This window comes from Paraburkholderia sp. Tr-20389, from assembly GCF_017104565.1.
Taxonomy (GTDB): Bacteria; Pseudomonadota; Gammaproteobacteria; order Burkholderiales; family Burkholderiaceae; genus Paraburkholderia.
Genome location: NZ_JAAGPD010000002.1, coordinates 165,876 through 185,664, shown reverse-complemented (window position 1 = coordinate 185,664; position 19,789 = coordinate 165,876). Strand labels below are relative to the sequence as shown.

At 60.0% G+C, this 19,789-nt stretch carries 16 protein-coding genes; 8 read left to right on the top strand and 8 right to left on the bottom strand.

The window, feature by feature from the left end; genetic code table 11:
* Positions 1-194: 194 nt before the first annotated feature.
* The gene (locus G3N95_RS05225; RefSeq protein ID WP_205968921.1) at positions 195-1,544 is read right to left on the bottom strand and encodes a response regulator receiver protein; all 1,350 of its coding nucleotides are present in this window, start codon (positions 1,542-1,544) and stop codon (positions 195-197) included.
* A gap of 447 nt (positions 1,545-1,991) precedes the next feature.
* Between G3N95_RS05225 and G3N95_RS05220 the strand changes: the two genes are divergently transcribed.
* Positions 1,992-2,432, top strand: coding sequence for a potassium channel family protein (locus tag G3N95_RS05220; protein ID WP_205968920.1), 441 nt, complete (start codon positions 1,992-1,994; stop codon positions 2,430-2,432).
* 277 nt (positions 2,433-2,709) lie between these two features.
* Positions 2,710-3,126 (top strand): universal stress protein, encoded by a 417-nt coding sequence (locus G3N95_RS05215; protein ID WP_205969054.1) that lies wholly within the window; start codon positions 2,710-2,712, stop codon positions 3,124-3,126.
* A gap of 57 nt (positions 3,127-3,183) precedes the next feature.
* On the opposite strand, the gene G3N95_RS05210 is transcribed toward G3N95_RS05215, so the two are convergent.
* Positions 3,184-4,815 (bottom strand): methyl-accepting chemotaxis protein, encoded by a 1,632-nt coding sequence (locus G3N95_RS05210; RefSeq protein ID WP_346778357.1) that lies wholly within the window; start codon positions 4,813-4,815, stop codon positions 3,184-3,186.
* Positions 4,816-5,107: 292 nt separating this feature from the next.
* Between G3N95_RS05210 and G3N95_RS05205 the strand changes: the two genes are divergently transcribed.
* Entirely contained in the window at positions 5,108-6,226 is a 1,119-nt protein-coding gene (locus tag G3N95_RS05205) for an ABC transporter substrate-binding protein (protein WP_205968919.1), read from the top strand.
* On the top strand, positions 6,226-8,088 hold the full coding sequence (locus tag G3N95_RS05200; protein WP_241018252.1) for a PAS domain S-box protein: 1,863 nt from the start codon (positions 6,226-6,228) through the stop codon (positions 8,086-8,088). Before G3N95_RS05205 ends, G3N95_RS05200 begins: the two co-directional genes overlap by 1 nt.
* A gap of 57 nt (positions 8,089-8,145) precedes the next feature.
* Here the strand turns inward: G3N95_RS05200 and G3N95_RS05195 are convergent, their stop codons facing one another.
* Entirely contained in the window at positions 8,146-8,448 is a 303-nt protein-coding gene (locus tag G3N95_RS05195; protein ID WP_205968918.1) for a hypothetical protein, read from the bottom strand.
* Positions 8,449-8,670: 222 nt separating this feature from the next.
* Positions 8,671-10,863, bottom strand: coding sequence for a glycoside hydrolase family 28 protein (locus G3N95_RS05190; protein WP_205968917.1), 2,193 nt, complete (start codon positions 10,861-10,863; stop codon positions 8,671-8,673).
* Positions 10,864-11,700: 837 nt separating this feature from the next.
* Between G3N95_RS05190 and G3N95_RS05185 the strand changes: the two genes are divergently transcribed.
* The gene (locus G3N95_RS05185) at positions 11,701-11,931 is read left to right on the top strand and encodes a hypothetical protein (RefSeq protein ID WP_205968916.1); all 231 of its coding nucleotides are present in this window, start codon (positions 11,701-11,703) and stop codon (positions 11,929-11,931) included.
* Here the strand turns inward: G3N95_RS05185 and G3N95_RS05180 are convergent.
* Positions 11,921-12,277 (bottom strand): STAS/SEC14 domain-containing protein, encoded by a 357-nt coding sequence (locus tag G3N95_RS05180; RefSeq protein WP_205968915.1) that lies wholly within the window; start codon positions 12,275-12,277, stop codon positions 11,921-11,923. The two genes, G3N95_RS05185 and G3N95_RS05180, sit on opposite strands and share 11 nt — an antisense overlap.
* A gap of 1,333 nt (positions 12,278-13,610) precedes the next feature.
* Here G3N95_RS05180 and G3N95_RS05175 point away from each other — a divergent pair.
* Together G3N95_RS05175 and G3N95_RS05170 are read left to right on the top strand one after the other, a co-directional pair.
* Positions 13,611-13,889 carry an HU family DNA-binding protein gene (locus tag G3N95_RS05175; protein WP_205968914.1) on the top strand — a complete coding sequence of 93 codons (279 nt, stop codon included), beginning with the start codon at positions 13,611-13,613 and terminating at the stop codon, positions 13,887-13,889.
* 333 nt (positions 13,890-14,222) lie between these two features.
* Positions 14,223-14,585, top strand: coding sequence for a VF_A0006 family four-cysteine protein (locus G3N95_RS05170; RefSeq protein ID WP_205968913.1), 363 nt, complete (start codon positions 14,223-14,225; stop codon positions 14,583-14,585).
* 138 nt (positions 14,586-14,723) lie between these two features.
* Here G3N95_RS05170 and G3N95_RS05165 read toward each other — a convergent pair whose 3' ends face one another.
* Entirely contained in the window at positions 14,724-14,906 is a 183-nt protein-coding gene (locus tag G3N95_RS05165) for a type II toxin-antitoxin system CcdA family antitoxin (RefSeq protein WP_241018251.1), read from the bottom strand.
* Between the two features lie 362 nt (positions 14,907-15,268).
* Here G3N95_RS05165 and G3N95_RS05160 point away from each other — a divergent pair, with 362 nt between their 5' ends.
* Positions 15,269-16,828, top strand: a complete 1,560-nt coding sequence (locus G3N95_RS05160; protein WP_241018250.1) for an alpha-galactosidase — start codon at positions 15,269-15,271, stop codon at positions 16,826-16,828.
* Here the strand turns inward: G3N95_RS05160 and G3N95_RS05155 are convergent.
* Positions 16,809-17,606 (bottom strand): hypothetical protein, encoded by a 798-nt coding sequence (locus G3N95_RS05155; RefSeq protein ID WP_205968911.1) that lies wholly within the window; start codon positions 17,604-17,606, stop codon positions 16,809-16,811. The genes G3N95_RS05160 and G3N95_RS05155 overlap by 20 nt on opposite strands.
* 701 nt (positions 17,607-18,307) lie before the next feature.
* On the bottom strand, positions 18,308-19,774 hold the full coding sequence (locus G3N95_RS05150) for a M20 family metallopeptidase (protein ID WP_205968910.1): 1,467 nt from the start codon (positions 19,772-19,774) through the stop codon (positions 18,308-18,310).
* Between the last annotated feature and the right edge of the window lie 15 nt (positions 19,775-19,789).

Below are 19,789 nucleotides of genomic sequence, written 5' to 3'. Positions count from 1 at the left end.
TCAGTCGATCGGCGTGGTGTGAATGTTTATAGAGCGTCGTTGAAAGCAGCGTCAGACAAAACGATGGCGACATTTGCCAGTTTTCGCGTGCAGGTCGAAATGCGGCCGCGGGAAATCATCGTGGAAAACAGATGTAAGTGATTTGCGAGCGATTTCGATGCCGCTTTGAACTCGGCTGTTTGCAGTTGTGCCGTTCAGTTTGTTGCGTGAGCGGTGGCCGCGACTACCGCGTCCACGACAACCGAAACATCGGTGCTCCGACTGAAAAAGCGATCTGGCATCGCCCAGTCCTCCACGTCTTCGTTCGAAGCGTATCCAATGACCGTCGGACTCGACCCATGCTCGCGCGCGACCAGCGCGGTCATATCGGCAGCCGACAGCGGATTGCCGATGACGATCACCCGCGGTCGCAATCGCCCCGACGCCGCGCTGGCGCTATCGAGCGAATCGACGCACATGACAATCAGCCCGCGCGTCGCGAGCGGCCGGGCCAGACTGGAGAGCCGCGTTGCGTCACGGTCGAGAAGCAGGACGTCGAGCAGATCGCCCTCCGTGTCGCGTCGCCGGTGGCTCGGTAAGCGTAGTTTCAACGCCCATACGGGCCGCTTCACTTCGTGCCGGAAAACAATCTGACGCCATATTCGCGCAGCGCAAAAGGTGCGCCGGCTCGCCTCGCGAGCCAGCATGGTCTTGCAGTCTGGCAGGTGCACGAACGCGCAGTTTCTGAACCATCGGAGATCGCGGTGAGTATTGCCGGACCAGTGCCTTCCAATCGCGCGATACGGTCCGACGTCGATGATCTCGTGTCCCTCGTCGGAGAGAATGTTCATGGCGGCAGAGACGAACGCTTCGTCCCCCTGGTGATGCAGTTCGCGAACCAATGCCTGGTACCGTTCGAAACATTCACGGGCCACCGGCACCAGTTGATCGATGAAACCGCGCGACGCGAGCAGGAACTCCCCGCCGTACCATCGCGGATTGCGAAGCGATCTGCCTGCCACCGACTCGAGGTCGGCAGCCACACGGTCTGCCCCGTACGCGAAAAATTCCTGATCGGAGATGTCGAAAGCGCCGACTCCCGACATGGCGCAACGCCGAAGCAGGTCGGCGTCTATGCCACATTGGGCGATGATGTCGGTGTCGAGCAACAGCAGGAGCCGGTCTTGAGGTAGCGTGGGCGCGACCTGCTCGAGCAAATCGAGCTTGAAGTGCGAAGCATAAAAGGTCGTCCCTTTGGGTAGCTCCGTGGTCGATCTGAGCAATGTGACGGACGGCTGCGGGCCGGGAGCCAGATGAGACAGATGGGCGTTGAACGCGTCGATCGCGTTAGTGACGACGGTCAACTGCGGCAAGCCCGCTGCCAGCATGCTGCGATTGAGGGTGACTGCCTGCGCTACATAACTGGACGGATCGCAACTGCGCAAGTTCGGACTTCCCGCGCCTTCCTTATCGAGGAAGACGAGTGCATACGGCACTATCCCGGTCTCGGGTCTGCCAACGCACAGTGAATAGGGCGGTGGCCGTGACGGCAGCGTAACGCGCATGAAGTCCTTCCTCGGGGCTGTACGGCACACCCTTTGAGAACGTTCCCATGGTGCCGCGTCAACGAGGGGGCGTTTCGCCAAAGTACCGTATGCGGGCGACACCGACACATTGTTTTTAACGCCATAATGAAATGTTGCACGGAGCCGGCATATTAGGATTGCTGCAAAACCTTGACCACTACCTTGCACGTATGGTCGCGCTTCAGTGCAGTCGACAGTGCGTTATGCGGCTGTGTGGAAAGGCAGCGGCCAGGCTATCAACAGGCCTGTGTTTCTTTCGAGGGCCTTGCGGCATAGTGGTCGCGTTGCGAGGTTCGCCCGACTGCCGCTGAAGTCGCGCCAGATAGTACATTGGCCGGATAGCCAAAGCTTTGAACTTGCGATCTACGCATTCCCGAATGCAGTGACGTATGTCCCAGTGCGTACCCTCTGAAGACGGAGTCAATCATGCTACACAATGTGCTGGCCGCCGCTCCGGCCATGATTCTGTGCCTGCTGCTGCAAGGCGTGGTCGTAGCCATCTGCCTGCGCCGGTACGCTCGCTTCCGGCGCAGCGTGGAGGGTCAGGATTTGTTGTGGGTGGACGTAGTGCTATTGATTACCGTGATGCTGCTGACCTTGCTCTGCAATTTCGCCCAGATGGCAATCTGGGCTGCGCTGTTCATGTTTCTTGGTGAATTCTCCGATTTCGCCACTGCGCTGTATCACTCGGCAGTTAACTTCATCACGCTGGGCTACGGCGACATTGTCATGTCGAAGCGTTGGCGCATGCTTGGCCCAATCGAAGCTGCCAACGGTATCCTGATGTTCGGAGTCTCAACCTCGGTTATGACGGCTGCCGTGATGGATGTGATCAAGTACCATCATGCGCGGTTGCAGAACGAGTAGCCACGAAAAATGCTGCACGCGAGGCTCCGTGTGGCTGGCTGTCCGGCGTTCATCGGCACCAGTACCATCTGCCTGCCCTGACGATGAGGACGTGCCTGATTCCCACAGGGGGCTGAGTCTGGGCACCGACGGGCAACAGGCTGAAGAATGCATCGACGCCACTCGCAAGCGGCACGGTTTATTGACAGCATTTTTATATCCACAAGCCAAAGCTTTTCAGCGTCTTGACGCCCTGCGTGCTGCAATCAAAGCAGGTGAGTTTCACATCGAGAAGAAGATGCTAAAGCTGCTTATCCCGGTGCTTTGCAAGGCGGGTGCGCTCGAAGCGGCGCGTCACGCGGCATTTCTCTTTGCTGAGAAATGCGTTGGGCAGGTCGAGTTGATCGAGGTGCTGGACGAGGTCGGTGAGGGCCGCGCCCTCGCGTTCCAGTCGCGCGCCGCGTTGCGCCACCACGAGAAGCAGTCGATGCGCGACGCGCTGGTGAAGACCTGCGCAGTCCTCGACGACGCAGGCGTGCCCTATACGTGGAAGCGCACTTTCGGGCCGACCGCAAAGACGATCGCCGCTTACGCGGCAATACGCGGCTCCGATGTAATGTTGCTCGACGCGAGCGGACTGGGGCTCTTTCGCCGGTGGCGCGTGCTGGCCGGGCTGTCGCGCCTTAGCCCGGTTCCCATCATGATGCTTCGATGACGCGCGATAGCGCAGTCGGTCGGCACAGCAACAGCCCATCTGCAACGAGATCCGCTGTCACTCCTGCGGCGCAAGAACAAACACAGAAACCGACTGCTTGAGGTGCAACGCCTGTTCCTCGAGCGATTGTGCCGCCGCTGCCGCCTGCTCGACCAACGCGGCATTCTGTTGTGTCATCTGATCCATCTGCGACACCGCCTGATGGACCTGCTCGATGCCGCGGCTCTGTTCATCCGTCGCAGCCATGATCTCGCCGACGATATCGGACACATGTTTGATCGTCTGCTTCAATCGCCCGACCGTTCCTCCGACTTCGACCGCCTGCTGCGCACCTCCCTCGATCAAGGCCACCGATGAACTGATCAGGTCCTTGATCTCTTTCGCAGCGGCGGCAGAGCGTTGTGCAAGATTGCGGACTTCGCTCGCGACGACGGCAAAGCCTCGACCTTGTTCCCCTGCGCGTGCCGCCTCCACGGCGGCGTTCAGTGCAAGGATGTTGGTCTGGAACGCAATGCCCTCGATGACGCCTGTGATATCAGATATCTGGACCGAACTGCTGCTGATCTGCTCGATCGTCCTGACCATCCCCTGCATGGCTTCATTGCCGCTATCGGCCTCATCGGCGGCAGCGGCGGCGAGTATATTGGCCTGTCGCGCGTTATCGCTGTTCTGTCTCACCGTTTGCGTGAGTTGCGTCATGCTCGCCGCCGTCTCCTCCAACGAGGCGGCTTGCTCTTCCGTGCGCGACGACAGATCGCTATTGCCGCTCGCGATCTGACCGGCTGCGACAGTGACGGACTCCGTACCATCGCGGATGCTTCGAACCGAACCGCTCAATTGCAGGTCCATTTTCTTCAACGCATGAAGGAGCTGCCCGAACTCGTCGCGAGCTTCCACGGCAATTCTGTTGCCCAGCTTGCCGCCTGCAATTGCGTTTGCCACGAACATCGCTTGCGTCAACGGTTTTGTCACTGTGCGGAGCAAGTACATGTACGCGCCTGCCGCGATAACCACGCCTCCGCTCACCAACCCGATGGCCAGCCAGAGAATGGATTTGAAAGTCGATTCGCTGACGTCTGTGAATTCCCGGGCCTGAACGAAATTCAACGCGACGTCGTCTTCAATCAGCTTGCTGAGCGAGTTGGATATCTGCGCGTGTTTGTCGATGGCCGCAGAGGCAGCGCTCGTGTCGCCCGATCGGAGCGCAGCGAGTGACGCCTCGGTTGCCGACGCGAATTGTGGCAAGAGACTCTGAATTCCATCGGCGATTTCGCGTTCTTTGGCGCTCGAAATTCCATTCGGATAGTAATGCGTCCAGGCCTTGTTCATGCGCTCTTGCGCTACGCGAATGGCTTCGATGCCCGCCTGAGTATGAGCCGGTTCATGGAAAACCTGGATGCGTCTGAATACGAGGCGAATCTCAAGATGCGCCGCGCGGAGCTCGGATAGATCGCCGATGGGAACCGTATTTCCCGTGTAGGATTCTTTGACGATCGAATTCAACCGCGATACACCGAATACGCCAAAAATCCCGATGGCAACAACGACTATCATGCAAACGCCGAACGCGAGGGCGATCTTGAATTTGACACTCTGAATGAAGGGAGGCATTTCGCTATCCTTACGCCTGTAAATCTGCTCTTTTGTTTGTGGATGATGCTTGCTTTCGGATACTGTGAATGTCGGCACGAATTCCGTCCGGCTGGATAGGCAAAGAAGTCATTCGCGATGAAGAATCTGCTGATATGAATGTAGGGATATCCTGAGCATCGCTTTACGTGTGCCTGTGGCACAGGCGCTTTTCGACGCGAGTCAGGCAGGCGGGCGAGTGCGGAGCCATGTCGCAGGCGTATCGATGCGCTGGTGTCAGCAGATTGTCAGTGCAATTTGACAGCGCTATCCTGCGCGTGATCGATACGCCCAACCGCACACGCCGAGTCATTGCACAGGCGATCGTCAACCGCTTGTCGTGGAAGTCGGAATGAACCGAAGACAGATGTTGGCTGGCTGCGCGAGCGCCGGGATGTGTCTCACCATGGCGCGGGCCGCCTCGGCCTCGGTCGTTGGCATGCGCTCGCCGCGCGTCGTATTCCTGAATCCGGGCGAGCAAGTCGAACGCGCTACGGGCCGGCACTGGCAACTGGTATCGCGGTTCATGACGGCGACGGCTGCGCGCTTCGGCATGCAACTCGAAGTGCTGTACGCGGAGCGCGACCACCTGCTCATGTTGCGCCAGGCGGAGGCCGTCGCCGCGCGAAGCGATCCACCGGACTATGTCGTCATCGTCAACGAGAAGATGGCGGCTCAACCGATGCTCCGCATACTTGCGCGCTCTCCCGCCAAGGTCCTCCTGATTCACAACGACCTCACCGACGCACAGCGTGCACAGACGGGTAACGAACGCGGCGCCATCGCGAACTGGATCGGCACCGTCACGGCCGATGCTTCACAGGGAAGCTTCCGGCTGATGGACTATCTGTGCCGTTTGATTGAGGAGCGTCCCGCTCGCGTGATCGGCATCACCGGCGACCCGATCACGCCCGTTTCCAAAGAGCGGGCACAGGGCGTAGCCGCTGCGCTCGCTCGCCGGTCGCAGGATCGCGTGGAGCAACTTGTCTTTGGTGACTGGAGTTTCGCCGATGGCAGAGAGAAGACCCGCGTATTGCTGTCGCGCTATCCCGACGCAAACATCGTGTGGGCCGCGAATGACTCGATGACGCTCGGCGCCCTCGCAGCCGTGCAGGAACGTCACGCGCAGGTTGTCGTCGGTGGGCTGGGGGCGCTGCCGGAAGCCGTCGAAAGCGTGATGCGCGGCGACCTCGCGGCCATTGTCGCGGGAGACCAGTTCATTGGAGCCTGCGCGATGGTCGTACTGTACGACTATCACCACGGCGTCGATTTTGTGCAGGCGGGCGGCCCGCGCCTGAAGCTCGATTATTTGATGGTGCTGTACGGCCAAAACGCCTCGCGCTACGCCAGGATCGCCTTCGATCAAAACACAGCGCCTGATTTCAGCCGCTTTTCGCGCTATCGGCAGCACGCGGGCCGGTATCACTTCAATCTGCAGATACTGCTCGACTCCGCGTCGAAGGCGGCCTGATGCGCAGCGTCCTTCGTTTACCACCGTGGCTGCTGGGACTGCATACCAAGCTGATGCTATCGCTCGTGTTGCTGATCACGCTGGTCGCAGGCACATCGGCGTTCATGCTGCTCGAACGTGCGCAAGCTCGCCGCCTCGCCGAACTCGAAGAGCGCGCCAACCGGATCGCGGACCTGTTTGGCGAGTCGCTCGCGCAGCCGCTTTGGAACGTCGACCGCGATGCGATCGTGCGACAGCTCAAGGCGCTCGCGCCGAATCCCGAGGTGGTGCGCTTCACCGTCACGGCGACGGGTTACGGCGTGCTCGCCGACGTCAGCAATGCGCCGCAGCCGCCTTCCCAGGAAACGGTGGAACGGGTGCGGCCCATCGAATTCACGCCGCAGGGTGACGCCCCACGCGAGCGGATCGGCGAAGTGCGCGTCGTGCTGACGAAGGCCGTCACCGAACGAAATTTCAGGTTTGCGCGCACGGCCGTTCTCGCGACGCTCGCCCTCATGCTGACCGTGGTGTATATCGCCACCTTTCTGTTGCTGCGTCATCTGGTGCGCGGACCCATCGGGCGGCTGGAAGAGATGGTCGACCGCATCGCGGGCGGCGACCTCGGCGTGCGTTGCACCGTCGAATCCAGCGACGAACTTGGACGTCTCGCCACCCGCATCAACGTCATGGCGGAACGCCTGCGCAACTCGACGGCGTCGTTGAGAGAAAGCGAGCGCAAGTACCGCGGCATCATCGAAAACTCACTGGAAGGGATATTCGTGCTCGACCGCGGCGGCACGCTGCGCGAAGCGAATCCTGCGATGGCACGGTTGCTGGGCTTCCATAGCGTCGAGCGCCTGATGGCGGAGACGGCAGTTTCGCGACCATCAGTTCCGGGCGCAAGGCGCCTGCCGTTTTCCGACGAACAGATCGACCGTCTGTTCTCGCTGCTGGGCGTCGAAGGCGAGGTAGCCGGGCTCGAGATCGAGATGACGCGTGCCGACGGCAGTGCGGTCTGGTGCCTGCTCAACGCGCGTCGTACTCGCCGCGGCGATGAGGGACCTGAGTTGCTCGAAGGGCAGGCGACCGACGTGACCGCGCGCAAGCATGCGATGGAAAGTCTCACGCAGCATCGAGACCAACTGGAAATACAGATTCGCGAACGTCAGCGCACTGAACGTGAACTGCGCGATTCGCGTGAAAAACTCCGGCAGTTATCGGCGCATCAGGAATCGATCCGTGAGGAAGAGCGCAAGCAGATGGCGATGACGATTCACGATGAACTCGGACAACTGCTCACGGCAATCAAGATCGATGTCTCGCTGCTCAGGCTAACGCTGAGCCAAGGGGCAGAGTGGTCGGGCAAACTGGCCGAGATGGGCGAGCTGGCTGAACGGACCATCCGCATCGTGAGGAATGTCGCGAGTCATTTGCGACCGGCCGCGCTGAATTTTGGACTGGTATCGGCACTTGAGTGGCTGGTGCAGGACTATTCGCGCCACAGTACGATCATCTGCCGGTTCACGCTCGAAGGTCTGGAACCCTCTTTGAACGACGATCATGCGACGGCGGTGTTTCGCATCGTCCAGGAGGCATTGACCAACGTGAGCCGTCATGCGCAGGCGTCGCATGTGACCGTTGTACTGCGCGGAGGCGCCGACGGTTTCGACGTTACCGTGAACGACGACGGTATCGGCTTCGACGTGACGGTTGCGACGGAAGGCGGCTCATACGGGTTGCAGGGAATGCGCGAGCGAGCACGCATGATCGGTGCGCAGTTTCAGATCGTGAGCGAACGGGACGTCGGTTCCACCGTGCGGCTTGGCATCCGCCAAGGCGTTGAAGATGCAGACAGGGCTGTCTCGTCAGATGATGGCGTGTGAGAAAGCGTCAGGCTAACGTCGCGCAATATTGTCAGGGCGTAGTTTGTTCAGCACGCGTTACGCGGGCTTGCATTTTACATGCGAGTACTGCGACTTGCGCACGACGGGATCGGGCGTCATCAACGCAGAGCAGGCGAAGCGGGGGCCTTTTTCGGTGGTGGCCGTATAGCTGACGACTCGGGTGCCGAGTGCATCCGGCGAGCCTTCGGCCATGTGCGACAGCGTCACGTCATCGGTCGACGCGAGCCCAAGAACCTCGGTCGTCGCGAGTTGCAGGATCATGACGTCAGGGGCAGGGGATGCACATCCCGCGAGGCCAAGCGTGATTGCCATCGCGACAAAGGTAGTCTGTTTGAACATGAGGAAAGAGACGAACGCGTATCGGATGACTGACGTTGTATCAGCCCTTCTGGGTGGCGTCTCGTCAAAAGCGTTTGAGCTGCCTTACCGTATGTTTCGCATCGTCCGGCGTCGCCGGATTACATCGTCAAGATGCTTCGGGCGCTAAGTAATGCTGTCATCGAAGAGCGGGTCGGCGTGACCGACGTGGACGCGACCGGTTCGCGTCCACGTGCGCCGACATCAGGTCGCCGGTGCGCTCAGCGAGGTGTTGTACGTCGTGCCCGCGATCACCACGTTGGTCAAGGTTATGCCGCTGACGTTACTCGCGAAGATGGGACCCGGCGCGGCCGACGCGGAGGTCGAAGGCGTAGTGGGCACTGCGCCCGTGCACACCGGGTTGCCAAGATTGCAGTTCGAAATGGTAACGCCGCTGATTGGACTCACGGTCGGTACCGGCAGTGCGCCGTTGTAATCGACCGCCTCGGGGCCCTGCATGACGAGCGCCTGAAAGCAGGAGTTCATGCCGGCGACGAAGCCCGCAGGCATCGAGTACGACACCGCGCCCGACACGTTGCTCGCATTCACGTTCGTGATGTTGATGTTGCTGATCACCGAAGGGCTCCAGCGCACCGCGTCGCCGGACGGGCTGTAGTCGCAGTCGAACGTGATCAGACCGCCCTGGCCTGTGGAGGGGTTGGTCGCGAGACCGGCCGTGCCCGTACCCGTGATCTTGCTGATCGCGGCGCCCAGCGAGCCGCCGCCATACTTCCCGGCCAGATTCACGCCGTTGGCCAGCGTGACGCCGTTGATCCACACGTTGTTGATGAACCCGCCGCGGTTCATGTTGCTCTTGAACCGCAGCGCGATGTTCAGCGGATTGCTCGCCCAGTTCTCGTTTTGCATCGTCAGGTTGCGAGCGTAGACGTTGCGCACGCCCGCGCTCATCTCGCTGCCGATGGTCAGGCCGCCGTGGCCGCTTTGCATGGTGCAGTTCTGCACGACGATGTTCTGCATCGGACCGTATTCGGTGTCGAGGTACTTGCCGGACTTGATCGCAATGCAGTCGTCGCCGGTGTTGAACTGAACGTTTTGCACCAGCACATGGTTGCACGCGTCGGGATCGAAGCCGTCGTTGTTCGGTCCGACGCTATCGGCAAACACGCCGTCGATCACCACGTTCGTGCAGTCGGTGGGATGGTGCTGCCAGAACGGCGTGTTCTGCGTGTGGTAGTTCTGCAGGAGCACGTTCGTGCAACCGATGAACTCGACCATGCACGGGCGCAGAAAGTGTCCGTTGCCGAAAATGCGTTTCTCGAATGGCACGCGCAGTTCGGAAAGCGCGGGCAGATAGTTCTGGTCCTGGTTCCAGCCCGTGCCCGTGAGCAGGTCCATCAGCGTAGTCGTCGCGCCGTACTGGTTCGTGAACGAGACGTTGGCCTGCGGGTTCTGGATCTGGGAAGCGGGGAGGCTGGTGAGCGGGACATTGTTCGGATTCGCGTAAGCCTGCGAAGGCGTCGAGGAACCCGCGCTGCCGTAAGTGTTGCTGCTTCCCTTGTAGGTCCACCAGCAGGAGGTCGGCGGCTGGTTGCTCAACTGCATGGGCGTCATGGCCTGACCATTGAGTACGCAGGTGTTGTCGTCGGCAGTCACGGCAATGTTGGTCTGGCGGAATGCGTAGATCGGCGAGCCGAAATTCAGGCAGTCGTTTGCCTGCCAGCGCGTGTGATACAGATTGCCGTTCGCCGTCTTGTAGGGGCCGTTTTTCGCGTAATCGGCCGGGTTCGGGCTGAAATAGATCGTGCAGCCCGATTCCAGATGGAAGTTCACGTGGCTCAAGAGCACGATGGGCCCGCCGCAATACCAGTTGCCGGCCGGCACGACGACCCGGCCGCCACCGGCGCGGCTTGCGTCGACGATCGCGGCGTTGAATGCGGCGCAAGAGTCGTACTGCGTGCCCGTGTAGTCGCATGGCACCATCACGCCTGAGCCTGGGCTTTGCAGGTCGCTGGTGGGATGCGCGGTCTGTTCCGTCCCGCCCGTCACCCATGGAATCTTGCCGCCCGGCCAGGCTGTCGACGTGATCAACGCGGAGGCGGGGAGCGTGCGCGCGCCGTAGCTCGTCACGTGAAACTGGGCGTGGGAGAACAACGATCGGTCTACGTGGGCGAGTCGCCTGAGGATGGCCGTGGCCTGGCCATCCGGGCCCCAGATCGGATCGCTCGCGGGGTGGCCGGGATGCACCGGAGATTGACCTCCGGCAGCGGAAGGGACGGAAGAGATCGAGTCGGCTGCCGCCGCCCCGCGGCTGACCGCGAGCAGGCTTGCCCCTGCAGATGCGCCGGCGAAGGCCATGAATGCGCGCCGACCGCGTGAGGCGGGCGCATTGTTGCGGGCTGCGGGGTGCAGGGGATCGTCTTGGTCATGCGCTGCCATTTGATTCGTTCTCCTGTTTAGTATCGCCGGGGTGGTGAGCTGACCTCAACGGTCATGGGACCGCCTGGCGACGCGGGTGCGAACGGAAGATGCGCGGGTACAGCGAAGAGATCGATCAGGCGCTACTGGCTCGATCAACTCACGGTATTGTTGTCAGACGACATCGTGATCGTCAATCGAATTCAACTAGGGGATGTTCCTGGGTTTTTGGTACTTATGCCGGTATACAGGCAGCTTACAGTTGCGAAATTTGTCAGACGAGCTGGTGAGGCAGCGCCGCTGTGGGAAGGTGCCAACCAAGATGTTGGCCTTGGGCCAGGGCTGAATGGCTCTCGTATCAATCCCCTTCAGTTGCGGACCTCGCGAGGGGAAAGCTGGGAGCTGTCGTTGCGTGGTCATCCTAAGAGAAATGTCGCCGTCGGGACAGGGCGCCGGGCTATCGAGATTACCTGTTTCACATTTCCATCCACCTTCAGCGGCGGATTGCGGCGACAGCGGAAGCAACCGGAAAAAGCGGAAGAACGACCCAAATGCAAATGCTGGCCTTCTGAGAATTTCAATTTAACGATTTGCTTGAGCCTTTGTGCGGCAGGCCGTCAATGAAGAATGTGATTTGGTTTTTTGGAGTTTGAATAAGTACACATCGCTTGTACGGGAAATGACAACTCGTGATTCACCGTCTTCAGCTGCAGGTTTGTACTCAGCACGGTTGGTGTTGAGATGAGTATCGCTTCGGCATACATTGCTTGCCGGTCATAATTGCTAGTCGATATTAACGGCACGTATTTATTTCCTTTCAATTAAAATGCCAAGCTAGGCAACGGCCAGAAGGTAGTTATGAAGCAAGCGTACGGAGCGGGAATCTATTCCACAGATTTCAGCATCGACGGGAAATTCGTTGTGGTCACGACGCGCCTCGGCGTGGACGTTCTCGATGTGGAAAAGAAGTCAATCGCGTCCCACGATCCGGCCTATACCCCGGAATTTCCCTTGCAATCTTGCGATAAAAATCAGACCGCATTAGCTCAGGATTGCTCCAAGATTCCCAAGGCGACGCTCAGGTGTTGATCCAGACGCGCGCCTGCTCCAACTCGTTGACGTGGAACGCCTTGATATCGGCCTTCGTAAAGAACCGCGCCAGATGCATCGAGGCACGGATCCAGCCTGCATCGGCGACTACGGCAGCGCGGTTGACCTTGCGGGCCACCGAAACGCCGAGCGTTATATCGGTCCACAGCGCCTTCGGCTCGATGCCGGTGAAATGCTCGATGCGTTCGAGCACGCGGGTCTTGCCGTTCAGTTCGAGATCGCCACGCATGCGCTCGATGGCTTCGCGCAGTTCGTGGTCGGTGATTTTGCCTTCGACGGAAATTTCGATGACAGGGGAGTCGGGCTCGGTGTGATAGAGGATCATGGCAATACCGCCTGACGGGGAGACGTTACACGCTCAGGTGCGGATGAGCCTGGCGTTCGACAGCTTCTTCATGGTACCCCTTTTCACACTGCCCGGTCAGGCATGTGTAGCGCCGTTTAGAGTAGCTGATGGGTACGCCCCGCTACCATTTTTCCGCCTCCGGCCACGTGTCGCTGCCTGGTCAACCGTTCGGGTGGAGTAAGAGCAGGGACGGGCGGTACTTCGCGGCGGCGGACATTCGACCTCGTCCTTAGACGGCCATTCAAAGGACCATTCCGGCCAGATAGCGGAGCCACACGACAATATCAGGAGGTCGGTTCGTACTTTCACGCCAATGTTCAGACGTGTTCCGGAGATTGAAGCGGCACGTCATATCGGTGGAAAGCGCAGACGCTTCTATGTATGGGTTTGTCCGCATACGCACGGAGTGCGCTTCATCGCCACGTAGGTTCGAAACATCGGTCGGGCGATGGACGTCGCCCTCGCCCTGACCGGGCAGGTAGGGCAAGTCATACACTGCGGTCCCGGGGTGTACGTCGCGCATGTCAGTCGACATGGCCGCCTGGATCGTCAACAATCGGAGTCGGAGCCTTCAACTGACGCCAAACGATCTTCCGCGTTAATCGTAGCGAAATGATGACGGAGCCTCTTGTGGCATGGGACCAATATGCAGCCAATCACCAAACTCAATCCATACTGGGTACAGCACTTTGTTGCTGGTGGGAATAAGAATGCCAGAGCAGCTTCTTTCTGATTTTTCTCATTAGCCCAATCCTTCGAGCCGCTCCAGCCAGTCCACGACGTTACCATGTCATCGAACAGCGTTGTCGGCGGACCGTTAACGTAAGTGGACGCAAGAACTTCGCCTGAAAACGGGGCCGCCGAAATCTTGGCCAGAAACAGAATCGTCGGGGTTCCGGTTGTTCGGTGACAACGTCAGCACGGTCTGGGAGTCGCAAGATTTAATTTAGATGACGTTCATTTACATCGCCCCGTCGATAAGTGGCGTTACCCTAGCATGAACGGCTATTTCCGGAAAATCTCAAGGTCCGCTCACGGGCGATATCGGTCCGCGGGTCCACAACGTCGTCAAACTCGCACTGGATCACAACTGCCTGCCTGGCACAATTTCCCGATTCAACGTTCGTCATCTTGAACCCTCGATTTCGTGTCGTCCACGCCGACTCGCGGAAGGTGCGGGCTTCGCGGTGTTGGACAACAGAGTTGGCGTTGCGCCCCATTAATAGCTTCACGGGTTGCGTAGCGCCGCATGCATGGTAGGGTATGCATTGCTCTTGCCGCAGGCAGGGTCATTTACTAAAGGAACGTAAACATGAACAAGCAGGAACTCATCGATGCAGTTGCCGCCGGCACGGGCGAGAGCAAGGCCAGCACTGGCGAAGCCGTCGATGCCATCATCGAAGCCGTCACGGCTGCTGTGACGCGTGGAGAAACCGTCCAACTGATCGGTTTCGGCTCGTTTTCGACCGGCGCACGAGCTGAGCGTACGGGGCGTAATCCTGCGACGGGTCAGACCATCACGATTCCGGCAGCGAAGACGGTGAAGTTCACGGCCGGAAAAGCATTCAAGGACGCAGTGAACACTGACTGAGCCGCATCGGCATAACGCTGACATCCTCTCCTCGTGCAGGCAGATGGGGGCATGAAGAAGAAGCCCGCCCGCATCCTGGAGTCTTCAGGATACGGGTGACGTCTGCGCGGGGTTCGAGCCAGAAATACGCGTCGAGGGCCGAGCTCGCGACCAGGCACCCGACCGTGCCATTCTGGCGCGGCAGGCCGAATGCGACGCTATGGCCGTTGGCAAGCAGGTGTGGTGCGAACTCACGCGTCTCCACAGAGAGCTTGTCAACGTCTGATCATCGCGCGTCGAAAGCGATCTTGCATAAGCTGCGCAGGTAGAGGTAGCCGCAAGGCATCATCCGACGTGGAGGTCCATCTCGATTGGTCACCGCTTTTGGGGATGATGGCATTGGGAGGCGTGATGCGAAATCTGTGCATCGTGTTGATGCTGGCTTCCTGCGTAAGCACCTCGTCAAGAGCAGATGGATTTGACGGGCAAGACAACAACGACACGTATCGGCAGTGCGTCGCAAAGTCGGCACGAAGCACTGCCAGCATGCTCGCGTTTCAGGTCATGCAGAATGCGTGTCTTAAGCTTTACCGGCAGTCGTCAGCGCTGAGTGACGCTGAGAAAGGCTACTACGCCTGTCTGCTGCGAAATCTGCTGGGAGTAAATAACGACATCCATGCGCAGATGGCTGCAAAGGCCTGTGGAGAACCTCGGTAAGCGGTAGGCTCAAGAGGCGAGCGTTTCCGCTTGCCCCTTTGGCTTGATTGTTTTTTTGCAGCGTCGACCATTTGATCGGCGTTATTCAGCGCGCGGAAGGCCATTCTTTTCGACAAAGTCATTTGCGCTTTTAATGAACTATGCATTCTCCCGCGCCCCGCGACGACCTTCGTCGGCCTCGATCGCGTAGCGCAAAGTCTGCTCGCACATATTTGAGAGATTGACGCACAGTTGCTTTGCTCGCTCAGAAACGTCGACCGGGAGCGTAACATTGGTCGAATTGGGTGACACGGCGGTTGCAACTGCTAAGCGAACCTCCATGTGGATAAACACCGGAAGGCGGACGGCGATGCGTTGTCGGGAGCGGGACCGTGCACGTGATTGCTGAAACGAGGGGCCAGCGCGTGATCATCGAGTCGGTCGACGAAGGTGCTAGTCACCGTAATCGCATACGCAGGCGCGGCTGCCAATACCATTGAGCGGTGCTTTTGTCTGCGATGCGAGGACCCATGCTTCCATATTGTCATCAACGCGTGCTCGTTGTTCTATGCCTGGTTGCGAGCCTGTGCGCTTGCGGGCGCGTCGTCGTCGAGTCAAGAACAACGGAGCCTGCGCAATCCGCGCTCCCATATCCGCCTGCGCTCGCTCAACGCGCAACGCAGGTGCGCGTTCCTCCGCCTCCGATGGGCTGGTCGTCCTGGAACAGTCTGGGCGAAGGCGTGAGCTATGACGTGATCAGGACCGAAGCCGACGGGTTGGCGGCGCTGAACACACACATTACCTCGGGAGCCCGATATGAGTATGTGAACATCGACGAAGGCTGGTGGCGCTCTGGGCAGCGGGATGAAAGCGGTAATTTCATCGTCGACACGACGCAATGGCCCGGCGGAATGCGGGCCATTGCCCGTTACATCCATGACAAAGGTCTGAAGGCGGGCATTTATATCGATGCGGGCCCGCAAGGGTGCGGCAAGCGGCCTGACGGTACGCATTTCGTCGGCAGCGACTTCGCGCACTACGATCACGATTTCCTGCAATTCGCACAATGGGGGTTTGATTTCGTCAAGGTCGATTTTTGTGGGGGCTTGTCAAAAAACTACGATCCCGAGACAACCTATCGGGCCATTGCGCAAGCGATCCGTCGGGCTCATTCACAAACTGGCCGGCTGATGACGTTCAGCCTGTGCGACGGCGGCATGATACCCACCAGCAAATTGTTTCCCGACTACGGCGAGGGACCGTGGGTGTGGGGTGCTGGGGTGGGCACGATGTGGAGAACGACTCGCGACATCACACCGGACTTTGGTAGCGTCACCTATAACTTGGCCGGCAATTACCACCCGGACGGTCAGCATACCGGCTACTACAACGACCCCGACATGATGGTCGCCGCAATGGGGATGTCGGCTGTTCACGATCAGGCGCACGTCAGTCTGTGGGCGATCGCAGGCGCACCGATGATTCTCGGCAACGATCTGGCGAAGCGGCTCGCTGCCGACACGGCAAGGCTGCTGACAAATCCCGAGGTGCTTGCGATCGATCAGGACGCGCTTGGACTACAAGGACTACTGGTGGCGCAGTCCGGCAGCCAGCAAATCTGGGCGAAGCTGCTGGCCGGAACGGGACAGCGAGCGGTTGTCCTGTTCAACAATTCGACGACGGATGCCCAGATGGTGGTCACGTGGGATGCACTCGGACTCGTCCCGTCATCGCAGGCGTCGGTGCGCGACGTCTGGACCCGGAAAGACCTTGGCCGATTCACGGCGTCCTACACGGCTCCGGACGTGCCCGCCGGAGGCGTGACGATGCTCACGGTGAGCGGAACAGAGACAGCGCCGGTAGCGTGGGAGCCGGGTCCGCTGACCGGGACGGCCACTTACTCGCGCTGTCCAGCCTGCCAGAGTGGGCGGAAAATAACGCACCTCGGCACGGCTTCTTTCCGTGGGAGCGTGTCTACTGCGCGCGGGGGCTTCGTCGAAATCGGCTATATCAACGACGGGGTTCAAACTGCCTATGCGCAACTCGCCATGAATGGCAAACGGCCGACCACGCTCGCATTTCCGCCTACCGGCGGCGACGACGGACGGCTGGGCGCCGTGACGGTCTACGTGCCATATGAGCCAGGGTCTAACACGCTTGCGTTGTCGAATGCGGACCCGTCGATTCCCGCGCCGGACATCGGGTACGTCGTGACAGTTGGCGGACCGGTACCGCTCGCGTCAGCTATTTCGACAGCGCATTGAGAGGTGATCGACCTTCGCCGGAATGAACTTTCGAGTGCGCGATGAGCGCCCTGGCTTCGGCGCTGCTCGAATCGATTGACAGGGCATTACTTGCATTCTGCAAAACGCATTGCTGATTGTCCTGTCCGACGCAACTGCGTGCAGCTTTCAATGCCGCGTCACGAGCCTTTTCACGCGAGACCAGATCCAGTTTCAACAGGAGCGCGTCGCGATTGTCCGGTTGCAGCGAAAGCGCCCAATAGACTCCTGATCGGACTGCGTGCAAATCGTTGTTTTCGAGACCGCCGTGCGCTCGCGCAAGCGCCAGCGAAATCAGCCTGTGATTTTTGCCCCCATTTCCCTTGTCTTCCAGCGTCGAACTTTGCGATGGGACGTCTTCATAGTGCGAATCAGGTGACGATGCCTGAGACGGTCGCGGTGCCACTCCTTCAGGTGTTGTAGCGGGCTTCGCCGACGAAGCGACAGTCGCGGGCGGAACAGCGGCTTTGATCGTCGGGCTTTGCTCCGTCGAGTTCGGATAACTCATGGCATTCGACGTCACGACGCCTTGCACGACGCTTGATCTGGCCCGCTGTTCGCGCGTGTCTGTATCGTCAGACCGGCGCAAAAGTACCGCTCCGCCGGAGATGACGACCGCCGCCAGCAACATCAGCGCTGCGGCCCGTTTCGCGACGCGACGATCGGCCCCGCCGTGTGACGGCGCGCGTAGGTCGCCATAGCGATGACCGGTAATCGTCGGCGAAAACGAGAATGTCGATGGCCACGTCCAGTGGCGCACGTGACGCGAGCCGTTGGCGCGCCCGTTCGCTGCGTGTGACGGTGCGACACCGGGCTTCCGTGCAGCTGCATGTTCGCCGAATGCAAGCCGTGCAGGCGAACCGCAATGGGGGCAGAAAGAGGCCTGCCCCGTTACCCTGCCGCCGCAGCACGCGCAGGTTGCCGAATAAACCGGGCCACGAGCGGTACGATCGTTCACCGTTGAAATCTCCTGCTGGTGTGAACACGCGAACGATACGTCACACGTGAAAATGAGCCAGATAAGATGGCTCCGGTGGTCGATCCGTCCGATACGCGAGGTTGTCTTCACCGCGATGACGCGACGACCAGATCGAAGCGCTAGTCCAATATCGGGCAGCGGCCGACCATCGTCAACCCCGAACGGCAAATTCGCGTCAGCAAAAAGCGCCCATCACTCAGCAATTTGCGCAAACCACGGCGAGCGGGTGCGAGCGCTCCTTTCCCAGAGATGACGATGCGTCACTGGCACGCGTATCCCATCCTGACCCGCCGAAACCAGGCGTTGAGCGGTGTTGCCACTCGGTTTATTGGGTGGTTGAAAGCCGAAGCGAAGGCAGGCAGCGAGAGTGATGCGTGGTCCAGTTGAAGCGCGACTGCGGACTGCCGAGTGGAAGCAAAGCGGCATGGGACGCGAAAGGCCCCAGGTTGGCTAGCATCGCGGTGAACGCGGTCAAGCGACTGTCACGCTTCGCGCCGTAGTCGAGACGTGGCGAGCCTTTGACTCGGTAGGAAAGACCCGCGTGCAGACGCAATCGACGCGGCCGCGCCTTCCCCGAGATCCCACCACACGCCCGCCATGACTGCTAGTGCTTCGCGGGCGACCGACGCAAGCATGTGTTCGTTCGGCGCATGCTGCGAACAGGCTGGATAGGAATGAGGAATCCAGAGGGTCGGCAAGCCGAGCGTCTCCGCGAAGACTGCGTTAGGCACGGTCCCGCCGAGGTTAGGGATGAGGGCGGGGCGCTTGCCGCTGGTGTGCTCGATCGACGTCAGCGCCCAACTGACCCAGGGATGCGTGACGTCGAGACGCGTCGCTTTCGATACCGACGTCACCGTCACCTGTACATCCTCGATCCCGCATTGCTCAAGGTGACGCGTAAGGTGTTGCCCGGCATCTTCCCAGTCCGTTCCAACGACGAACCGCATCTGGCAAAACGCCTTCGCAACAGGAGGAATGGCGCCGACGGGAGCCTCGGGATTACCGGCTGTAAAGGCGAGAACTTCGATCGTATTCCATGCGAGAACCCGTTCCGCGACAGTCAGGTTCGGCTCTCCCCAGGCAGGGTCGATGTAAGGCGCGTTGCTGTCTTCGCCGATCCGGATGTCGGCGATTGCATCGCGCACGGCGGCCGGTATGGGTGGAGGCAGAAGCGCCTCGACCAGCAGCCGCCCGTTGTTGTCGACGATCGACGAAATGGCGCTCGCCAGCACCGTCGCTGGATTTCGAAGAATTCCGCCCCAGTTCCCCGAGTGATGGCCACCTTCGCGCAACGCGACAGTCAGTTCGAAGTTCAACTCGCCTCGCGACCCGAGGAAGACGGTCGGACGCTCGGCGGACACACGTGGGCCATCGGACGCGATGAACAGGTCGCCGGCGAGAAATTCGCGTTCGGTGGCGCACAACGCGTCGAGGCCAGGCGAATCGATCTCTTCACCCGTCTCGAAGATCATCTTCACGTTGTAGCCGAGCTTGCCGTTCCGGGCTTCAATCACTGCAGCGAGGGCGGCCAGGTTGATCGAGTGCTGCCCTTTGTTGTCCGCGATTCCACGGCCGTACCAGCGATCGCCTTCGATCGTGATACGCCACGGCTCCAGCCCCACGCGCCATTGCGCATCGTAGCCTCGCACCACGTCGCCATGCGCGTAAGTCACGACGGTAGGCACTGAATCGCTCTCCCATCGCGAGGCGAGAAGCATGGGCGCTTCCACATCGGAAGGATTGCGCACGCATCGCGTCTCGAATCCGAGCCGCTGGAGTGCCGGTGCGATTTCCTCCGAGAGATACGAAAGCAGCGTTGGCGCACGCTCGGGATCCTGGCTTTCCGTCCGGTACGCCACGCGTCGTTCGAGGTCGTGTAGGAACTCGCCGGAGTCGAAAGCTTTCTCTGCCAGTCTGATGGCTGCCTGCCGGTCGCCTGTCTCGTTCATCGTGTGTTCAAAAGC

Coding starts and splice junctions, on each gene's coding strand:
- G3N95_RS05225 (WP_205968921.1), bottom strand. CDS start 1,544: ATGCGCGTTACGCTGCCGTCACGGCCACCGCCCTATTCACTGTGCGTT.
- G3N95_RS05220 (WP_205968920.1), top strand. CDS start 1,992: ATGCTACACAATGTGCTGGCCGCCGCTCCGGCCATGATTCTGTGCCTG.
- G3N95_RS05215 (WP_205969054.1), top strand. CDS start 2,710: ATGCTAAAGCTGCTTATCCCGGTGCTTTGCAAGGCGGGTGCGCTCGAA.
- G3N95_RS05205 (WP_205968919.1), top strand. CDS start 5,108: ATGAACCGAAGACAGATGTTGGCTGGCTGCGCGAGCGCCGGGATGTGT.
- G3N95_RS05200 (WP_241018252.1), top strand. CDS start 6,226: ATGCGCAGCGTCCTTCGTTTACCACCGTGGCTGCTGGGACTGCATACC.
- G3N95_RS05195 (WP_205968918.1), bottom strand. CDS start 8,448: ATGTTCAAACAGACTACCTTTGTCGCGATGGCAATCACGCTTGGCCTC.
- G3N95_RS05190 (WP_205968917.1), bottom strand. CDS start 10,863: ATGGCAGCGCATGACCAAGACGATCCCCTGCACCCCGCAGCCCGCAAC.
- G3N95_RS05185 (WP_205968916.1), top strand. CDS start 11,701: ATGAAGCAAGCGTACGGAGCGGGAATCTATTCCACAGATTTCAGCATC.
- G3N95_RS05180 (WP_205968915.1), bottom strand. CDS start 12,277: ATGATCCTCTATCACACCGAGCCCGACTCCCCTGTCATCGAAATTTCC.
- G3N95_RS05175 (WP_205968914.1), top strand. CDS start 13,611: ATGAACAAGCAGGAACTCATCGATGCAGTTGCCGCCGGCACGGGCGAG.
- G3N95_RS05165 (WP_241018251.1), bottom strand. CDS start 14,906: ATGGAGGTTCGCTTAGCAGTTGCAACCGCCGTGTCACCCAATTCGACC.
- G3N95_RS05160 (WP_241018250.1), top strand. CDS start 15,269: ATGGGCTGGTCGTCCTGGAACAGTCTGGGCGAAGGCGTGAGCTATGAC.
- G3N95_RS05150 (WP_205968910.1), bottom strand. CDS start 19,774: ATGAACGAGACAGGCGACCGGCAGGCAGCCATCAGACTGGCAGAGAAA.